Genomic DNA, 21,021 nt, shown 5'->3' with positions numbered 1-21,021 from the left:
AACGATGAAAGATTTAAATATATATCATAAAATAGCTGCTTTGTTAAGTTTGACGCTCTTGTCATTACAAAGTTTTGGGCAGCAAGATCCTCAGTTTACACAATACATGTATAACATGAGTATCATAAACCCAGCTTATGCAACGGCTGAAGAAGGCATTTTGAACTTAGGTGGCCTATACAGAAGTCAATGGGTAGGTATTGAAGGTGCGCCAAAAACAGGAACCTTTTTTGCCCATACACCAATAAACGAAAAGATTGAGATGGGAATCTCTTTTACTAACGACAATATTGGTGATGTTGTGAACGAAAATAATATATATGCAGATTTTGCCTATGTATTGCCAGTAGGTATAGAAAGTAAAATATCATTTGGTTTAAAAGCCGGCGTAACCTTATTTGATACCAATTTTGATGGCTTTATTTTACAATCAGGAGGGACCAATACTGATGTTGCTTTTGATGAAAACATTAGTAGAGCTTTTCCAAACCTTGGTATAGGCGCATTCTTCTTTGCTAATAATTATTACTTAGGGTTATCGGCTCCAAATATGCTTTCAACAAAACATTTAGAAGACCAAAATGGCATTAAAGCAACTGGTGTCGAAAATGTCCATTACTTTTTAACTGGAGGTTATGTTTTCGATATTAATCAAAATTTAAAACTCAAGCCTGCTTTTATGGCTAGAGGTGTAAAAGGTGCCCCATTAGCTTTAGATGTTACAGCTAATGTACTGATTGATGAAAGGATTGAAGCTGGTTTGGGCTATCGTTTGGGAGATGCCATGAGTGCTTTAATTAATTTTAGAGTTACTCCAGAGCTTCGAATAGGTTATGCATACGATTATACAACTACTAACTTAGGGGATTTTAATTCAGGGTCTCATGAGATATTTATTTTGTTTGATGTTGATTTATTCGGATTTAAGAACGGATACGATCGTTCACCAAGATTCTTCTAAAATTTAATAATAGGGAAAGATGAAAAAAAATATATACATACTAGCGAGCCTTTTATTAGTTAGTGGAATGGCTTTAGCGCAAAAAAGTAATACAAAACGAGCGGATAAGCTTTTCGAAATAAAGGCATATACCAATGCTGCCGAAATTTATGAAACTAAAGAACGCAACCAAGAAGTGCTCCAAAATTTGGCAGATAGTTATTACTACAACACGAGTCTTCAAAAGGCTGTTAAAACCTACAGGGAATTATTTGTAGAATATGGTGATTCAATCGATATTGAGTATCATTTTAGATATGCACAAGCATTAAAGGGCGTGAAAGACTATAAAGAAGCTGATAAGCATTTAAGTCTATATTACAATAAACCAGTCAATACCCAAGCTTTTATAGAGGAAACAGATAAAACTACACCACACTCGTTTAAGCTTGAGCAAGTTGTAAATGAAGGCTCCAGTAGTGATTTTGGATTGTCATTTTTTGGTGATGATAAAGTAACTTTTGCTTCGGCAAGAAACACTGAAAACCCATCATATTTATGGAATAATCTGCCATATTTAGATTTATATAATGCTACTTTAACAAATTTAAACACCTTAGAGAATGTGCAACCATTTTCTGATGCCATCAATACAGATTCCCATGAAAGCAATGCGGTTTTTACCAAAGATGGCAAAACCATGTATTTTAATAGAACGAACTCCACTCGAAGCAAAACAGACCAAGAGCGAATTGCTCATATTAAAATTTATAAAGCGGAATTAGTGGATGGTGTTTGGGCAAATGTTTCTGCATTGCCATTTACATCAGATAGTTACAGCACAGAGCACCCTGCATTAAGTAAAGATGAAAAAACATTATATTTTGCTAGTGATATGCCTGGAACTTTCGGAAGTTTTGATATTTACCGAGTGGACATAAATGATGATGGTACATATGGAGAACCAGAAAATTTAGGAGAAGTCATTAACACAAAACACCGCGAACAATTTCCGTTTTTAAGTGAATATAACGTATTATATTTTTCATCTATTGGTCATGAAGGATATGGTGGTTTGGATGTGTTTAGAAGTAATATGGTAAATGGGGGTTTTGACAAACCCGTGAATTTAGGAAGCTCTATAAACAGTAATTTGGATGATTTTGCGTTTGTGATAAGAGAAAAAAATAACCAAGGGTATATGTCATCTAACCGCACTGGCTATGACCGAATATTTGGTTTTTCACGTGGAATAAATCCATTAACTGTCTATCAAGTGGAAGGTATTGTTCAAGATAAAAACAGTAAAGAATTGTTAGGGGGCTCTTTGGTAACCTTATTTGATGAATCCAATACCGTCATTCAAGATACTTTAGTGGGTGATAATGCCTATTATATTTTCAAAATCGAACCCAATAAAAAATACAAAGTTAGGGGTACTAGAAAAGCCTATATTCCTCAAGATGTTGAGTTTTCAACAGATAGTAAAGGTAAAGTTCAACACAATATTTATTTAAATTTAGAGTCTTTTGCTGACGCCGAGGAACGTGTTAAAGAAAACGAAAAAGGTGATGTACAAATTGAACTGGAAAAAATATATTTCGATTTTGATAAATCGGATATCCGGGAGGATGCTGCCACTACTTTAAATGTTTTGGTAGATTTAATGAAGAAATACCCAACTATGGAAGTTGAAGTGTCTGCCCATACCGATGCACGTGGTCCTGATCAATATAATTTAGAGTTGTCAAAACGTCGAGCGGCCTCTACATTGGATTATTTGGTAAGCCAAGGTGTTGAGAGAAACCGATTAAAAAGCATCGGCTATGGCGAAATGCAACCACTTAATGATTGTGTCAAAGAAGGTATTTGCAATGACGAGGAATACGACATTAACCGACGTTGCGAATTCACCATTTTAAATTAAATGAAAACCTAAATATCCTACCATAAATTTAACCAATAATTATTTGAAAGCCTTTCCAATTTGGAAAGGCTTTTTGTTAATATTTATTTTTTTAACTGTAAATTGTAACGAATTAGCATACAAACCGTCATATTGTTTTAACTGTATAAATATTTCTTCATGAATAAATTAACTATTACCAACCTATCAAAAACCTATCCTAATGGTGTTAAAGCGCTGGATGATGTGACTATAGAAATTGAAAATGGAATATTTGGTTTGTTAGGACCTAACGGAGCTGGCAAATCTTCATTAATGAGAACCTTGGCAACTTTACAGGAGGCCGATTCAGGTTCAGCATCCTTGGGAGACATAGATATAATAAACCAACCCAGTGAACTCCGAAAAGTTTTAGGGTACTTGCCACAAGAGTTTGGTGTTTACCCGCGTATTACGGCAAAGCAATTACTGGATCATATGGCCATATTAAAAGGAATTGTAAAGGCTTCAGAGAGAAAAGAAGTAGTAAATTATTTACTGGATAAAGTAAACTTATTTGATAAACGAAACAAAAGTGTTAAAAGTTTTTCAGGAGGGATGAAACAACGAGTTGGTATTGCTCAAGCTCTTATAGGAGAGCCAAAGCTAATTATTGTAGATGAACCAACCGCCGGACTAGACCCTGGAGAACGCAACAGATTTTATAATTTATTGGCAGATGTAGGCAAGGAGGTTGTAGTAATTCTCTCTACGCATATAGTTGATGATGTTAGAGAACTATGTACTAAAATGGCCATTATGAATTTTGGTAGAATTGTATATCAAGGATCTCCACAAAGTGCAATTGAAGAGCTAGATGGCAGAGTTTATAGAAAGCTAGTTGAAAGGGAAGAGTTGGAAATGTATGCGAATAAATACGATATTATTTCAAATAAAATGTCTGGGGGTAAACCATTGATTCACATCCTTAAGGAGTCAAATCCTGGCGATGGTTTTGAATTAGTAACTCCAAATTTAGAGGACGTATTCTTCTCCAAAATTAATACTACAAACATTCTTGTTTAATAAACCAGCTTTAATATTATGTTTAAAACATTCTTTACATCAGAATTAAAATATACATTAAAGCAACCCATGATTTATATTTTCTTGGGGGTAATAAGTTTGCTTGTGTTTTTTGCTATAGTTAGTGACAATGTGGTAATTGGTGGCTCTATTGGTAACGTTTATAAAAATGCACCTCATATCATAACTGTTTACATTAGCACAATGACTATTTTTGGGTTGCTCATTGCTACTGCATTTTATAATAACGCTGCTTTAAGAGACTTTAATAGTAATTTTAACGAAATAATTTTTAGTACGCCCCTTAGTAAATCAGGATATTTTTTCGGCAAATTTTTTGCAGCTTTAATTTTAGCAACCATACCATTACTTGGAGTTTATATAGGAGTTCTTGTTGGCTCATTCATGGCGCCTGTTTTCGGTTGGGTCGATCCTGAACGATTTGGAAGTTTTTACATTAAAACTTTTATAAATAACTATTTTATTTTCGTGCTTCCAAATATGTTTTTTGTAGGAACTGTTATTTATGCGATTTCTAATAAATGGCGAAGTACTGTTATTTCTTTTGCAGGCACATTAATAATAATTGTTGCTTATATTATCTCAGGTAATTTGATGTCTGATATTGATAATGAAACTTTAGCAGCTCTAACAGATATTTTTGGAAATCGTACCTATTCAATTCAATCTCAGTACTACACTCCCATGGAGAAAAATACACTGAGTCCAACATTTTCAGGTCTGGTTATGTGGAACAGAATGATTTGGATTTCTTTAGGTGTTATAATTTTACTTCTTTCCTATTTCACATTTTCATTTCAAGAAAAAAATAAAAAAGCTAAAAAGGAAACAAAACAACGCATTGGAGATAATACCATTTATACTTTACCCAAACTCAATTTTCAGTTTGATGGTAAAACCAATTGGCTTCAGTTTAAAAGCTTTTTCTATATAAATTTGATAAGTATAATTAAAAGTGTCACATTCAAAATCTTATTTATTTTTAGTGCCATTATACTTATCACTAATTTAGCTGGAGGTTTTGAGTATTTTGGTTTACAATCTTATCCATTAACCTACAAACTCATAGATGAGATAAATGGTGCTTCTGGAATTTTTGTAGTTATTATTTTAGTGTTTTTTAGTGGCGAATTAATTTGGCGAGATCGAGATAGCAAAATTAATGAAGTAATTGATTCAACGCCCCATCAATCATTAATATCCTTATCGGCAAAGGCACTTTCTTTGGTAAGTATTACTTTAATTTTACATGTGTTTTTTGTGCTTTGTGGGGTTGTTTACCAATTACTTAACGGTTATACCAGAATAGAACTAGATGTTTATTTTCTGGATTTTTTCTATTCAAATTTCATTACTTACATTATTTGGAGTAGCGTAATGATTATGATACAAGTAGTAATGAACAACAAATATTTAGGATATTTTGTTTCAATTGCGGTCATTTTCATTTGGGAAATTATCCTAGCTATTTTAGATATTCAAAGTAATATGCTAGAAATAGGAGCTAGACCTTCATTGGCTTATTCAGATATGAATGGATTTGGACCAGGATTGAAGGGAGCCATGTGGTTTAATCTATATTGGATCCTTTTTTCAATAGTTTGTTTATTAATTGCAGGAGCTTTATGGAATAGAGGGGTTATAAGTTCTTTAAAAGATAAAATTCAAACGGCTAGAAAAGATTTATCCAAGGGATACAAAATTTTAATTTATGGGTTTTTTGTGGTTTGGATTTTAGTAGCGGTATTTGTCTATTATAATACCCAAGTTTTAAACACTTATAGAACTTCAGATGAACAAGAAGTTTTCCTCTCCAATTTTGAAAAGAAATATAAAAAGTATGAAAAAGTTAAACTTCCAAAGGTAACAGGCGCCAAATATTTTATAGACATTTTTCCTTACAAAAGAGATGTATTGGTGAAAGCTAAAGTTAAGCTTACAAATAAAACAAATGTAGCCATTGATTCCATTCATTTTGTTATCGATAAAAGGTGGGAACCAGAGATTAAAATACCAAACGCAAGTTTAGTTTTAAATGACGAAGAGTTTGGATATTTAATCTATCAATTAAGCCAACCGCTGCAACCAGAAAAAGAGATAGAAGTAGAAATCAATACACAATTTATTACCAGGGGTTTTGAAAACGAACGTGGAAATACCAGTATAATAAATAATGGAACATTCTTAAATAATTTTGAAATATTACCAAGTTTGGGCTATAACTCCAGTAATGAATTAAGTGATAAAAATAAACGCAGAAAATATGGATTAGGTCCAAAAGACAGAATGCCTGAACTAGAGGAAAACTGTTCTGAAAACTGTATGGCGAATTACATAAGCGATGGTCGTTCTGATTTTATAAACGTTGAAACGATAATCTCCACCTCTAGCGATCAAATTGCCATAGCACCTGGTTCTTTGATTAACGAGTGGCAAGAGAAAGGTAGGAATTATTATCATTACAAATCAGATCATCCATCTCTCAATTTCTATTCGTTTATTTCGGCTAAGTACAAAGTGGCTAAGAGACGATGGAATGGAATAAACATCGAAGTATATTATGACGAAAAGCATTCATGGAATGTTAACATGATGTTGGATGCGGTTGAACGTTCCTTAAAATATTATACTGAAAATTTCGGCCCATATTATCATAAGCAATGCAGAATAGTAGAATTTCCTCGTTATGCTTCCTTTGCACAAGCATTTCCTGGAACGATGCCTTATTCTGAAGCGATTGGGTTTATTATTAACCTTGAAGATGAGGAAGAAAACAATGTTGTAGACGCCGTAATAGCTCATGAAATGGCACATCAATGGTGGGCACATCAAGTAATAGGTGCCAATATGCAAGGAAGTACTTTAATGAGCGAAAGTTTTTCGGAATATTCGTCATTAATGACTATGAAGGGGATTTCTAAAACACCAATGAAAATGAGAGAATTTCTCAAATACGACCACGACAGATATTTAAGAGGTAGAAGTAGAGAGGTAGATAATGAATTGCCACTCTATAAAGTAGAAAATCAAGGGCATATACATTATGGAAAAGGAAGTGTTATTCTGTATGCCCTGCAAGACTATATAGGTGAAGAAAAGGTAAATGAAGCAATGCAAGAGTTTCTTAATGAGTATAAATATAAAGAACCACCTTATCCCACATCATTAGATTTTTTAAAATATCTTGAGCCTAAAGTACCAGACTCTTTAAACTATTTAATTCAAGATTGGTTTAAAGACATAACGCTATATGATAATAGATTAAAAGAAGCTAGCTATAAAAAGTTAGATAATGGGAAATATGAAGTTTCGATGGATATTGAATCTTATAAAATAAAGGCAGATTCTATTGGCAACGAAACAAAAGTTGATATAAATGATTGGATTGATATTGGTGTCTTTTCTGATTCTGAAGAAAAAAAGTTGTTATTTGAAAAGCGCATTAAAATCAACAAACCTACAATGTCATTTAATTTTATTGTCGACTCCATACCAAAAAAGGCAGCGATAGATCCTCGGCACTTGTTAATAGATAGGGTTTATGAGGATAATATAAAGAACCTTTCTTTACAATAATATTAAAAAGCCTTTCCAATTCTGAAAGGCTTTTTGTTTATATTTGAACATATTTAAATTAGTTTATATATTTAGAATAAATAATCCAGAAAACATGACTGAGTTTTGGCTTTTTGCCATAGGCATATTTCTTATTGTCATTTACACTTTGCACAAATTGGGCAACAATTATTTTGGTAAAAAAAATAGAAAGGACAAGCATCTGTTTAATATTTATCATTGGGAAATTTTGGTTGCCTTAAGTTCAGGGCTAACATATCTGGTTTTACTTATTTTAAAATCAACAAGTATTTTGCCTTTTTAATCGTTATAAAATAAATTGTCATTTTTGTAATGTCCGAAATGCATCTTGAAGAGCTCATAAAGTAATTAATAAAATTCCTTTTTTCGCAAGAAGTTGTTATGAACGAAAACCTAGACCCGACAGATCACCATTTTTCTCCAGAAGAATTAGACGTAGAAAAAAAGTTAAGACCTTTAGCTTTCAACGATTTTACAGGTCAAGAACAAGTTTTGGAAAACCTTCAAATTTTTGTTCAAGCTGCCAATTTGCGAACGGAAGCCTTAGATCATACTTTATTTCATGGCCCTCCAGGATTAGGTAAAACAACTTTGGCCCATATTCTCGCGAATGAACTCAATGTGGGCATAAAAGTAACTTCAGGACCTGTTTTGGATAAACCTGGAGACTTAGCTGGCTTACTAACCAATCTAGAAGAACGCGATGTATTGTTTATTGATGAAATACATCGGTTAAGTCCTATTGTTGAAGAGTATTTATACTCTGCTATGGAAGACTACAAGATTGATATTATGATTGAAACTGGGCCAAACGCCAGAACCGTTCAAATCAATTTAAACCCTTTTACATTAGTTGGAGCGACTACTCGTTCAGGGTTGTTAACAGCGCCCATGCGTGCCCGTTTCGGTATTCAAAGTAGATTGCAATATTATAACACCGAATTGTTAACCACCATCGTACAACGCAGTGCCACTATTTTGGATGTGCCAATTTCTATGGAAGCAGCGGTAGAAATTGCAGGTCGTAGCCGTGGTACACCCCGTATAGCAAATGCTTTGTTACGTCGTGTTCGCGATTTTGCTCAAATAAAAGGCAATGGTAAAATAGACATTAAAATAGCAAAATTTGCACTAGAAGCACTTAATGTAGACACCCATGGTTTAGATGAAATGGACAATAAAATCTTATCAACCATCATTGAAAAATTTAAAGGCGGTCCAGTTGGTATTTCAACTATTGCCACAGCAGTTAGCGAAAGCCCCGAAACCATAGAAGAGGTTTATGAGCCATTTTTAATCCAACAAGGCTTTATTATGCGAACCCCACGTGGGCGTGAAGTCACTGAACAGGCCTATAAACATTTAGGCAAAATAAAAGGACCCACGCAAGGTGGATTGTTTTGAAGTTAACCAGTATTCTGAATTTGTTTCGGAATCTCATAAAATGATAAACAATAAATTAAAACATACAAAACTCATAAAAACCGAAGCTAAACGCCTCGGTTTTTTGTCTTGTGGAATTAGTAAAGCACAATTTTTAGAAGAAGAAGCACCACGATTAGAAAAATGGTTGAAAAAAAACATGCATGGAGAGATGCGTTATATGGAAAACCATTTTGACAAGCGTTTAGACCCGACAAAACTGATTGAAGGCTCCAAAAGTGTGATCTCTTTATTGCTTAATTATTTTCCATCCGAGATTCAAAATTCAGAAAGCTACAAACTATCCAAATATGCTTATGGAACCGATTATCATTTTGTAATAAAAGACAAACTCAAATTACTTTTAAGCTTTATCAAAGATGAAATAGGAGATGTGCAAGGGCGTGCTTTTGTAGATTCTGCCCCTGTTTTAGATAAAGCTTGGGCTGCAAGAAGCGGTTTAGGCTGGGTTGGTAAACATAGTAATTTATTAACCCAACAAGTGGGTTCGTTCTATTTTATTGCCGAATTAATTGTAGATTTAGAATTGGAGTACGATTCCCCAACAACCGACCATTGTGGAACTTGTACTGCTTGTATGGATGCTTGCCCTACTCAAGCTATCACTGAGCCGTATGTGGTAGATGGCAGTAAATGCATATCCTATTTCACTATTGAATTAAAAGAAAATATTCCTACTGAATTTAAAGGGCAACTAGACGATTGGATGTTTGGTTGTGATGTTTGTCAAGACGTATGCCCTTGGAATCGATTTTCAAAAGCGCACGCAGAGCCATTGTTTAACCCACATCCAGAACTACTCTCCATGACCAAAAAAGATTGGGAGGAGATTACAAATGATACTTTCGTAAAGGTTTTTAAAAATTCTGCAGTAAAGCGAACTAAGTTTTCTGGTTTAAAAAGAAATATTAATTTTCTAAAATAATTAATGTCCTTAATATTGGATTATTATCTTTGTTAGTTAAGTTAATTACCTATTCTTATGAGCGAAGAAAGCAAACGAAGAGAAGCCCTGATATACCACGCTAAACCAACCCCAGGAAAAATTAAAGTAGTCCCAACTAAAAAGTATGCAAGCCAAAGAGATTTGTCATTAGCTTATTCTCCTGGAGTAGCTGCGCCTTGTTTGGAAATTGAAAAAAATAAAGAACACGTTTATAAGTACACTGCTAAAGGAAACTTAGTGGCTGTGATTTCTAATGGAACAGCAGTTTTAGGACTAGGTAATATTGGTCCAGAGGCTTCAAAACCTGTTATGGAAGGTAAGGGATTGTTGTTTAAAATATTTGCCGATATTGATGTTTTCGACATTGAGGTAGACACAGAAAATATTGAAGAGTTTATTCAAACCGTTAAAAATATAGCACCAACGTTTGGAGGCATTAATCTTGAGGATATCAAAGCACCTGAAGCCTTTGAAATTGAAAGACGTTTAAAAGAAGAATTAGATATCCCAGTCATGCATGATGATCAACATGGGACTGCCATTATTTCAGCAGCAGCTTTACTAAATGCCGTTGAGCTTGCTAAAAAGAAATTGGAGGATGTAAAAATTGTAATTAGTGGAGCTGGTGCTGCAGCTATTTCCTGTTCCCGTTTATATCAAGCCTTTGGTGCCAAACGGGAAAATATGGTTATGCTCGATAGTAAAGGCGTTATAAGAGATGATAGAGAAAACCTTTCACCAGAGAAGGCAGAATTTGCAACTTATAGAAAGATTGACACCTTAGATGAGGCCATGAAAGATGCCGATGTATTTATAGGGTTGTCCATGGCAAATATTGTCTCACCTGAAATGTTGCTATCCATGGCTAAAAACCCTATAGTTTTTGCTATGGCCAATCCTGATCCAGAAATAAAATATGATATCGCCATCAAAACACGAAAGGACATTATTATGGCAACGGGCAGGAGTGATCATCCTAATCAAGTCAATAATGTACTAGGTTTTCCATTTATTTTTCGTGGTGCTTTAGATGTTCGCGCTACAAAAATTAATGAAGCTATGAAAATGGCCGCTGTAAAAGCCTTGGCTAAATTAGCAAAAGAACCAGTGCCTGAGCAAGTAAATATTGCTTATGGTGAAACGCGATTAACTTTTGGTAAAGATTATATTATTCCAAAACCTTTTGATCCTCGTTTAATCGCTGAAGTACCACCAGCAGTTGCCAAAGCTGCTATTGAAAGTGGTGTGGCAAAGCTAAAAATAACAGATTGGGAGCGTTACAAAGACTCCTTGTTGGAACGTTTAGGTTCTGACAATAAACTAGTAAGGTTGTTGCTCAATAGAGCAAAACTTAATCCAAAACGCATCGTTTTTGCTGAAGCAGATCAATTGGATGTTTTAAAAGCTGCTCAAATTGTTTATGAAGAGGGTATTGCTACTCCAATTCTTTTGGGACGTAAAGAAACCATTGAATCCCTTATGGCAGAAATTGAGTTTGAAGGAGACATTCTAATAATCGATCCAAAAACAGAAGAAGAAAACGAACGCAAAAACAAATATGCCAAAGTTTATTGGGAGCAACGTAAACGAAGAGGAGTAACCTACTATTCTGCCCAAAGATTAATGCGCGAACGTAATTATTTTGCCGCTATGATGGTAAATGAGGGTGATGCAGATGGATTAATTTCTGGCTATTCGCGAAATTATCCTACAGTTGTAAAACCTATGTTAGAACTTATTGGCATGATGCCCGGTATAAGTAGAGTGGCTACCACAAACCTAATGATGACAAAAAGAGGCCCCATGTTTTTAAGTGACACCTCTATCAATATTGACCCCGATGCAAAAACATTGGCCAAAATTACGCAAATGACCTCTAGGGTTATTAAGATGTTTGGTTTAAGTCCTGTGATGGCTATGGTATCCTATTCGAATTTTGGTTCGTCGACCAACGAGCGTGCTTCCAAGGTTAGAGAGGCCGTTTCTATCTTACATCGTAATTATCCTGATATGGTGGTTGATGGTGAATTGCAAACGGATTTTGCTTTAAATGATACGATGCTTCGTGAAAGATTTCCATTCTCAAAATTGGTTGGGAAAAAAGTAAATGCACTAATTTTTCCAAATTTGGATTCTGCCAATATCACCTATAAATTATTGAAAGAATTAAATGAAGCTGATTCTATAGGTCCTATCATGATGGGCATGCGAAAACCAGTACATATTCTGCAATTAGGAGCTAGCGTTGATGAAATCGTAAACATGACAGCCATTGCTGTTATAGATGCACAAAACAAAGAAAAGTGGGAACAGGAACACCCTGACAAGTAAGAACTCTTAATGTAAATAATTTTATTACATTTGGTCGGATAACCAACACAATTCATGATAACTCATATTCAAGGAAAACTTATTGAGAAAAATCCAACACACGTTGTTATTGAATGCAATGGCCTGGGTTATATGCTTAACATCTCGTTGCACACATATTCTCAAATTCCAGATAAAGAAAATTTAAAATTATTCACACATCTTCAAGTAAAAGAAGATTCGCATACCTTATATGGGTTTTCATCACTTGTAGAAAGAGAAATTTTTAGATTACTAATATCTGTAAGTGGTATTGGGGCTAGTATAGCTCGCACCATGTTATCTTCTCTTACGCCACAACAAATTAAAGAAGGTATAGCTAATAATGATGTTGCTTTAATTCAATCAATAAAAGGAGTTGGAGCTAAAACTTCGCAACGTGTTATTATAGATTTAAAAGATAAAATATTAAAGATTTATGATATAGATGAAGTTTCTGTTTCTAAAGACAATACCAATAAAAATGAAGCGTTATCTGCTTTAGAAGTTCTGGGTTTTGTAAGGAAACAGGCAGAACGAGTTGTGGACAAAATTTTAGTGACTCAACCCGAAGCCAATGTTGAAACTATTATCAAGCAAGCGCTCAAAAATTTATAATTTATTTTGAATAGAACTAAACTAACTCTCTATAAGTCGCTTAAACATTACATTTTGTTTGTTGTTGCTCTGTTTTTAACAGTTGCAGCATGGTCACAGCAACCCGTTCAAGATTCCGTAAAAACTGGTTTTAGTTTAGGGCAAATAAAGCTTCCTAACCCCAATAGTGTTGAATCTAAATACACCTATGACCCTTTAACCAATCGTTATATTTACACCGAAACAATTGGAAGTTATAATATTAAATACCCTATTATTTTAACTCCAAAGGAATATTATGATTTAGTTGCAAGAGAAAATTTGCGAAGCTACTACAAAGAAAAAATTGATGCATTTGATGGGAAAAAAGATGGTGCTGAAGATGGACAGAAAAATTTACTACCAGAGTTTTATGTAAAATCAGATTTTTTTGAAACCATTTTTGGTAGTGATGCCATATCAGTAGTTCCAACAGGATCTGTTGAAATGGATTTAGGTATTCTGTTTTCAAGGCAAGACAATCCATCTTTTTCACCAAGAAACAGAAGTAATTTTACCTTCGATTTTGACCAACGGATTAGCTTGAGTTTATTGGGTAAAGTGGGAACCAGATTACAGGTTACAGCTAATTATGATACCCAATCTACCTTCGATTTTCAACAACTTATAAAGTTAGAATACACACCTACAGAAGATGATATCATTCAAAAAATTGAAGTAGGTAACGTAAATATGCCTTTAAATAGTTCATTAATCACGGGTGCGCAAGCTTTATTTGGTGTGAAGGCACAATTACAGTTTGGAAGAACCACTGTTACTGGTGTGTTTTCAGAGCAGAAATCTCAATCTAATACCGTTGTGGCTCAAGGTGGCGGAACACTTGAGGAATTTGAATTGTTCATTAGAGATTATGACGAAAATAGGCATTTCTTTTTGGCGCAATATTTTAGGGATACTTATGATGATGCATTAAAGAATTATCCCTTTTTAAACAATAAAGGTTTACAAATAACACGGATTGAAGTATGGATGACCAACCGAAGCAACCGAACCGAGAACGTCAGAAATATCGTAGCACTTCAAGATTTAGGGGAAACCGATAAAATTGGTTCAACTGTCAATGTTTTTGCTGCTCCAGGGGCATTTCCGGATAATGCTAACAATGCTTTTAACCCAACCAATATTGGAGGTGGTGGGTCTCAAATTACTGAGGCTATTAGAGATATTGCCACCGTACAATCGGGTATATTAGTTTCCGGGGTTAATGAGGGGTTTGATTATGCTAGTTTAGAAAACGCCAGAAAATTAACGAATGGTCAAGAATATACGTTAAATAAAGATTTGGGTTATATATCATTAAACCAACGACTGAATAACGATGAGGTTTTGGCAGTGGCATTTCAATATACGTTGGGCGGAAAAGTGTATCAAGTAGGTGAATTCGCTAACGATGGTATTGATGCAACCGATGTTACAACCAACAATCAAGGGCAAGTAACTCAAGTAATAAATTCAAACTTGGTATTGAAAATGCTGAAAAGTAGTATTACCAATGTAAATCAGCCTATTTGGGATCTGATGATGAAAAATATTTATGACACAGGAGCATATAATTTAAATCAAGATGATTTTAAGCTAAATATTTTTTACAATGAAGCATCGCCATTAAACTTCATTACACCAGTTGGAGCTAGTTTCAATGTTGATATAAATGGGACTCCAGTTACAGGAAGTACTGATGACAATGATTTAATTGAAAATGTACCCCTATTAAGGGTTTTTAATTTAGATAAACTTAACTTTAATAACGACCCTCAAAGTAGAGGTGATGGTTTTTTTGATTTTGTACCAGGGATAACCGTGATTCCTCAAAACGGAAAAATAGTATTTACTAGTGCAGAACCCTTTGGTGAATATTTATTTAATGTTTTAGGGGGTGGTGATTATGAAAATGAAGCATCCTTTAATGCAGATCAACAAAAATATGTTTACGATTTGCTTTATAAAAGTACTAAAACAGCGGCCTTGGAAGAAGTTGAAAAGAATAAGTTCAAATTAAAAGGGCGATATAAATCCAGTGGAGGTGATGGTATCCCTATTGGATCGTTCAATGTACCAAGAGGTTCGGTTAGAGTAACAGCCGGTGGTAGGGTTTTAGTGGAAGGTATTGATTACACAGTCAATTATCAATTGGGACGTGTACAAATTTTAGACGAGGCTTTAAAAGCGTCTAACACACCCATTGAAGTTTCCACTGAGAATAATGCGGTATTTGGGCAGCAAACCAGACGTTTCACAGGTATAAATATTGAGCATAAATTCAATGAAAATTTTGTTTTGGGTGGAACTCTTTTAAACCTTAATGAAAGACCCATCACTCAAAAAGCTAATTATGGTACAGAACCCATTAATAATACCATTTTTGGAATAAATGGTAATTATGCTACCAAAGTGCCTTTTTTAACACGTTTGGCCAATAAGTTGCCAAATATTGATACGGATGTAGAATCCAATCTTTCAATTCGAGGAGAGTTTGCATATTTAGCACCTGGCGCTCCAAAGGGTACAGATTTTAATGGAGAAGCTACCTCTTATGTAGATGATTTTGAAGGGTCACAAAACGGAATCGATTTAAAATCGCAACAATCTTGGTTTTTATCGAGCAGACCTGCTGATTTGGATGGTGATGGGCAAACAGATCCTGAGTATGTCAATGGTATTGAAAGTGGATATGATAGGGCCCTACTAAACTGGTATAGCATCGACCCCATATTTTATAGCAGTCAGCGTCCCAGCGGCATTACAGATGAGGACGTATCAAGTTTATATACTAGTAGGGTATTTATAAATGAGCTTTTTCCAGACAGGGATATTGTGCAAGGACAAAACTCAGTATTGTTCACCTTGGATTTGGCATATTATCCTCAAGAACGTGGGCCTTATAATTTTGAACCCCTTGCTGATTCCGATATTAATAATGATAAAATTTTAGATTTCCCAGAACAAAGTTGGGCAGGTATTACACGGCAACTAACATCAACGGATTTTGAACAACAGAATGTGGAATATATTGATTTCTGGCTACAAGATCCTTTTCAGGATAATCCTTCTAATCCAGGAGGAAAGTTAGTTTTTAACTTAGGAAATATTTCCGAGGATATTATCAAGGATGGCCGGAAATTGTACGAAAACGGTTTGCCTAAAGATGGCGATGTAAGTCTATTACAACCAACTGCATGGGGTACTGTGGTGCCTCAAAATCAATCCTTAATTTATGCATTTGATACAACCGGACAAGAACGAACCAACCAAGATGTAGGTTATGATGGATATGATGATAATGAAGAAGCAGCCATTTTTGGAAATGTTTTTGGCGAAGACCCTTCAAATGACAACTATGCTTATTTTTTAAATGCTGATGGAAATATTTTTGATCGATATAAAAAATTCAATGGGGTTGACGGGAATACACCTGACGTATTTTCGGACACAAACAGAGGTGCTAACACACAGCCCGACGTAGAAGACATCAACCGTGATAACACCATGAACACGATTGATAGTTACTATGAATATGAGTTAGATGTAACCAGACAGAATTTGCCCATTTCGCAAGCGGAATTTAATAATATACCCAATAGTAACCCGCTGAAAGACTATTTACGTGATTTTAAAGAACAACCCAGAGCACTGCCAAATGGCGATAACGTGAACGTAAGATGGTATCAATTTAGAATACCGGTACAAGGCGCACTTGCAAGACCAGTTGGCGGTATTACTGATTTGAGGTCTATTAGGTTTACTAGAATATATTTAAAAGAGTTTAGACAACCAACGGTATTTCGTTTTGGGACTTTAGATTTAGTTAGAAGTGATTGGAGACGTTATACACAGTCTTTAGAATTTGATAAAGATGACCCAAACGATGATGGCACCGAATTTTCTGTTGGGGTCATTGGAACACTTGAAAATGAAGGGAGTTACGATAGGCCTCCAGGAATTGAACCAGAGCAACTGTTCAATAATAATACCGTTGTTAGACAAAACGAACAATCATTGGTTGTAAAAGTATGTGGTTTAGAGCCTGAAGATTCTAGGGCAGTTTTTAAGAACATTAGTGTAGATATGCGTCAATATAAACGTATTAGGATGTTTATGCATGCCGAAGACGATGAATCGGGAGTTGGTTCTTTAACTGATGATGATTTGGTTGGTTTTATAAGGATGGGTAACGACCTTAATGAAAACTATTATCAAATTGAAATACCACTATTACTTTCAACTTCAACAACCAGAGAAGGATTGTGGCCCATAGAAAACGAAATTAATCTACCCATAGAAATTCTAGGAAGAGTAAAGGCCCAAGGTATCTCTGACATGACATTGGCGAACGATGACCCTACGTTTTATGATGTAGTTAACGGCGATATTGTTTTAGCTACTGATCCTTTTAGCGGTTATCAAATAGGACAACACCGAGTAGGTATAAAAGGGAATCCAAATTTTGGGGATATAAGAACCCTTATGGTTGGTGTAAAAAGTAGGTCTAACAATGATGTTTGTGCAGAACTTTGGTTTAACGAATTACGTTTATCCGATTTAGATAACGAAGGTGGTTGGGCCGCTGTGGTAAGCATGGATACCAATATTGCCGACTTTATGAATATAAGTGCTACAGGTAGACAAAGTACCTCCGGGTTTGGTTCTTTAGAACAAGGTCCAAGTCAGCGTAGTTTGGAGGATGTGAAGCAATATGATGTCGTAACCAATATTAATGTTGGACAATTATTGCCAAAAAAATGGGGCATTCAAGTTCCCTTTAATTATGCACAAAGTGAAGAATTAATTACGCCTAAATACGATCAGTTTTATAAAGATTTAACACTAGATTCTAGATTGGAGGCTGCCAACAGCAATGCGGAAAGAGAACAAATAAAACAACAATCAGAAGATTACACAAAACGTCAAAGTATTAATTTTATAGGTGTTAGAAAAACAAGAACTGGTGATGCAAAGCCACGTTTTTATGACGTTGAAAACGTGACTTTAAATTATTCTTATAACAAAGTTGAACATCGAGACTTTGAAATTGAAAATGCTGTAAACCAAACGGTGCGATTAGGTGCTAATTACGCCCATAATTTTAATCCTATTACTATCGAACCTTTCAAAAAAAATGATTCCCTTTTTACTGGAAAATATTGGAAATTTTTAAAAGAATTTAATTTTAATTTATTACCTACAAATTTTACTGTTAACACTAATATCAATAGGCAATTTAACAGGCAAAAATTTAGAGAGATAGATTTAACGGGTTCTAATATTGGTATTGAAGAATTGTTCAGAAGAAACTATACCTTTGATTTTGAATATGGTATTAATTACAATGTATCAAAATCGTTACAGTTTAACTTCACAGCGGCCAACAATAACATTGTTAGAAATTATTTTAAGGATAATGATCTAATTGCCGGAGAACAGGACGAAAACCTAGACGTTTGGGACGGCTTATTTGATGTTGGCGACCCTAATCGGCAAACACAAAACCTTGGGATTACGTACCAATTGCCATTGAATAAGATTCCGACGTTTAATTTTATTGATGCCACTTACCAATATACAGGTAGCTTTTTGTGGCAAAAAGGATCAGATTTATATGGCGATTTAGATCTTTCGTATACAGACCCAAATGATCCAAATAATCAGCTTACTGGAAACTTCGACTTGGGAAATACCATTCAAAATTCTAATTTACACAATATAAACGCAACGTTAGACATGAACCGTTTATACAAATATATTGGTTTGGTAAAAAAACCAATTAGAACCGTTAGAGCAAGAACCACACCCGCTGGTGGGCCTCCAGGACCGGCACAAAACAGAACAACACCAAAAGCAAAAAATCAATCGGTTACAAAACTATTAAACGCTGGAGTTGATATTTTAACAACTATTAAAAGAATTCAACTAAATTATTCAGAAAACAACGGAACTTTTTTACCAGGTTATACTCAAACGCCAGGGTTTTTAGGCACCCTAAAACCCACCACAGGTTTTACCTTTGGCAGCCAAAGTGATGTGCGCTTTTTAGCCGCACGTCGTGGTTGGTTAACGTTGTTTCCAGAGTTCAATCAGCAATATGCTACAACTAACACCAAGCAAATGGATATCTCAGCCACTTTAGAGCCGGTAAGGGATTTAAAAATTGATATTGTTGGCAATCGAACCTATTATGAAAATTATACTGAAAACTTTAGGGTAAATAATATTGGAGGAAATTATGAGTACGAATCTTTAACTCCTAATACATTCGGTAACTTTAATATTTCAACCATTTTAATAAAAACAGCATTTAGTAAAAGTGATGAAAATATAAGTGAGGCGTTTAATGATTTTAGGGCAAATCGATTAAAAATTGCTGATAGGCTTGCTGAAGATTTTTATGGGAACTCTACTTATGCCAGAGATGCAGAAGGCTATCCATTAGGCTTCGGTAAAAACAACCAAAAGGTTTTATTACCAGCATTTTTAGCTGCTTACACTGGGCAAGATGCCAACAAAGTTAGAACCAGTGCGTTTAGAGATGTGCCCATACCAAATTGGGATTTAAAGTACACAGGTTTTATGAAGTTTGCTTGGTTTAAAAAGAATTTCAAGCGCTTTTCGTTAACACATGGGTACCGTTCCACATATACCATTAATCAATTCACAACCAATCTAAACTTAAATACTGATGAAAATGCCAATCAACAACCTATCCCAGGGACGCCATATTCAGGCCAACCACAAGAAGCTTTAGACCAATCAGGGAATTATAAAAACGGACGTTTATTCAGTAACATCAATTTAACAGAAATGTTTAGTCCTTTGGTAAGATTGGATTTTGAAATGAACAATTCGGTTAAAATTTTAGCCGAAATCCAAAAGGACAGGTTGCTATCACTAAGTTTTGATAATAATTTAATGACAGAAGTTTTAGGGAATGAATACATTATTGGGTTAGGATACAGAATTAAAGACTTACGTATTCGTTCTAATCTTGCAGGGCCTCAAAAACGTATTGTAAGTGATTTAAATATGAAGGCCGATATTTCAGTAAGAGATAACAAAACTATTATTAGATACCTTGATTTAGAGAATAACCAAATCACTTCGGGGCAAACCATTTGGGGTTTAAAATATTCAGCAGATTATGCCTTCAGTAAAAATCTAACAGGAATCTTTTATTTCGATTACACGTTTTCAGATTATGCTATTTCAACAGCTTTCCCACAAACTACCATACGCTCTGGTATTACCATCCGATATAATTTTGGGAATTAGTAAATAACAGTTTGAATTTATAGTTTGAATAAATACATTTGCTAAATAAATAAACTTAAAGAAAAAGTATGAATATTCCATCCAATTTAAAATATACCAAAGACCACGAATGGGTTAAAATAGAAGGCGATATTGCAACTATTGGTATCACAGATTTTGCCCAAGGGGAGCTAGGTGATATTGTTTACGTTGAAGTTGAAACAGTTGATGAGACCCTAAGTGCTGAAGAAGTTTTTGGAACCGTTGAAGCAGTTAAGACCGTATCCGATTTATTTTTACCGCTGTCAGGCGAAATCATTGAGTTTAATGAAACTTTGGAAGACGAGCCTGAAAAAGTAAACACTGATCCTTATGGAGATGGGTGGATGATAAAATTAAAATGTTCAGATGTCTCTGAAGTTGATGCTTTAATGTCTGCTGAAGATTATAAAGCCCTTATTGGTGCTTAAAAAAATAGCTTTAATAATAACCTTAATATACACCATAGCATTGGCTATAATAAGTTTAATAAGGTTAAATAATTTGCCAGATATAGGGGTTTCCTTTGGAGATAAAATTTTTCATTTTCTAGCATATGGCTTGCTTACCTTTTTGTGGTATCAGGCTTTTTTGCAATCATTTAAATTTAAAATAAAGAGAGCCATTTATTCCGCAGTTATCCTATCAGTAATATTTGGTATAATTATTGAAGTGTTACAAGGTACAATAACAGTTGTTAGAGCAATGGATGTTTATGATGCAGTGGCCAATACTCTAGGAGCTTTATTGGTATCAATTTTCTTGTGTTTTAAAAATAGTTTACACATTAAAAACTCTTAAACACTTGCTTTTTTG

At 34.6% G+C, this 21,021-nt stretch carries 11 protein-coding genes; all 11 read left to right on the top strand.

Going from position 1 to position 21,021, the window contains the following annotated elements; translation table 11 throughout:
• Positions 1–4 precede the first annotated feature (4 nt).
• The 11 genes from ABD963_RS01075 (at position 5) to ABD963_RS01025 (ending at position 21,006) form a co-directional block, all read left to right on the top strand.
• Positions 5–961, top strand: coding sequence for a PorP/SprF family type IX secretion system membrane protein (locus ABD963_RS01075; RefSeq protein ID WP_345275087.1), 957 nt, complete (start codon positions 5–7; stop codon positions 959–961).
• Between the two features lie 19 nt (positions 962–980).
• Positions 981–2,867, top strand: a complete 1,887-nt coding sequence (locus ABD963_RS01070) for an OmpA family protein (protein ID WP_345275086.1) — start codon at positions 981–983, stop codon at positions 2,865–2,867.
• Positions 2,868–3,026: 159 nt separating this feature from the next.
• The gene (locus ABD963_RS01065; protein WP_345275085.1) at positions 3,027–3,911 is read left to right on the top strand and encodes an ABC transporter ATP-binding protein; all 885 of its coding nucleotides are present in this window, start codon (positions 3,027–3,029) and stop codon (positions 3,909–3,911) included.
• Between the two features lie 18 nt (positions 3,912–3,929).
• Complete coding sequence (locus ABD963_RS01060; protein WP_345275084.1) at positions 3,930–7,508, top strand: M1 family aminopeptidase; 3,579 nt, start codon at positions 3,930–3,932, stop codon at positions 7,506–7,508.
• A gap of 402 nt (positions 7,509–7,910) precedes the next feature.
• A complete protein-coding gene (gene ruvB, locus ABD963_RS01055) occupies positions 7,911–8,933 on the top strand; it encodes a Holliday junction branch migration DNA helicase RuvB (RefSeq protein WP_345275083.1) in 1,023 nt (340 codons plus the stop codon).
• A 40-nt stretch (positions 8,934–8,973) separates the two neighbouring features.
• On the top strand, positions 8,974–9,897 hold the full coding sequence (queG, locus tag ABD963_RS01050) for a tRNA epoxyqueuosine(34) reductase QueG (protein ID WP_425562780.1): 924 nt from the start codon (positions 8,974–8,976) through the stop codon (positions 9,895–9,897).
• A 57-nt stretch (positions 9,898–9,954) separates the two neighbouring features.
• Positions 9,955–12,249, top strand: a complete 2,295-nt coding sequence (locus ABD963_RS01045) for an NADP-dependent malic enzyme (protein WP_345275082.1) — start codon at positions 9,955–9,957, stop codon at positions 12,247–12,249.
• A gap of 54 nt (positions 12,250–12,303) precedes the next feature.
• On the top strand, positions 12,304–12,885 hold the full coding sequence (gene ruvA / locus ABD963_RS01040) for a Holliday junction branch migration protein RuvA (protein WP_345275081.1): 582 nt from the start codon (positions 12,304–12,306) through the stop codon (positions 12,883–12,885).
• Between the two features lie 6 nt (positions 12,886–12,891).
• On the top strand, positions 12,892–20,187 hold the full coding sequence (sov, locus tag ABD963_RS01035) for a T9SS outer membrane translocon Sov/SprA (protein ID WP_486346773.1): 7,296 nt from the start codon (positions 12,892–12,894) through the stop codon (positions 20,185–20,187).
• A 68-nt stretch (positions 20,188–20,255) separates the two neighbouring features.
• Complete coding sequence (gcvH, locus tag ABD963_RS01030) at positions 20,256–20,636, top strand: glycine cleavage system protein GcvH (protein ID WP_345275079.1); 381 nt, start codon at positions 20,256–20,258, stop codon at positions 20,634–20,636.
• Positions 20,629–21,006, top strand: a complete 378-nt coding sequence (locus ABD963_RS01025; protein ID WP_345275078.1) for a VanZ family protein — start codon at positions 20,629–20,631, stop codon at positions 21,004–21,006. The genes gcvH and ABD963_RS01025 overlap by 8 nt, the downstream gene beginning before the upstream one ends.
• Positions 21,007–21,021 lie beyond the last annotated feature (15 nt).

It is taken from the genome of Litoribaculum gwangyangense, from assembly GCF_039543505.1.
GTDB classification, from domain to species: domain Bacteria; phylum Bacteroidota; class Bacteroidia; order Flavobacteriales; family Flavobacteriaceae; genus Litoribaculum; species Litoribaculum gwangyangense.
The sequence above is the reverse complement of the archived record's forward strand: the minus strand, read 5'-3'. Positions and strand labels throughout refer to the sequence as shown.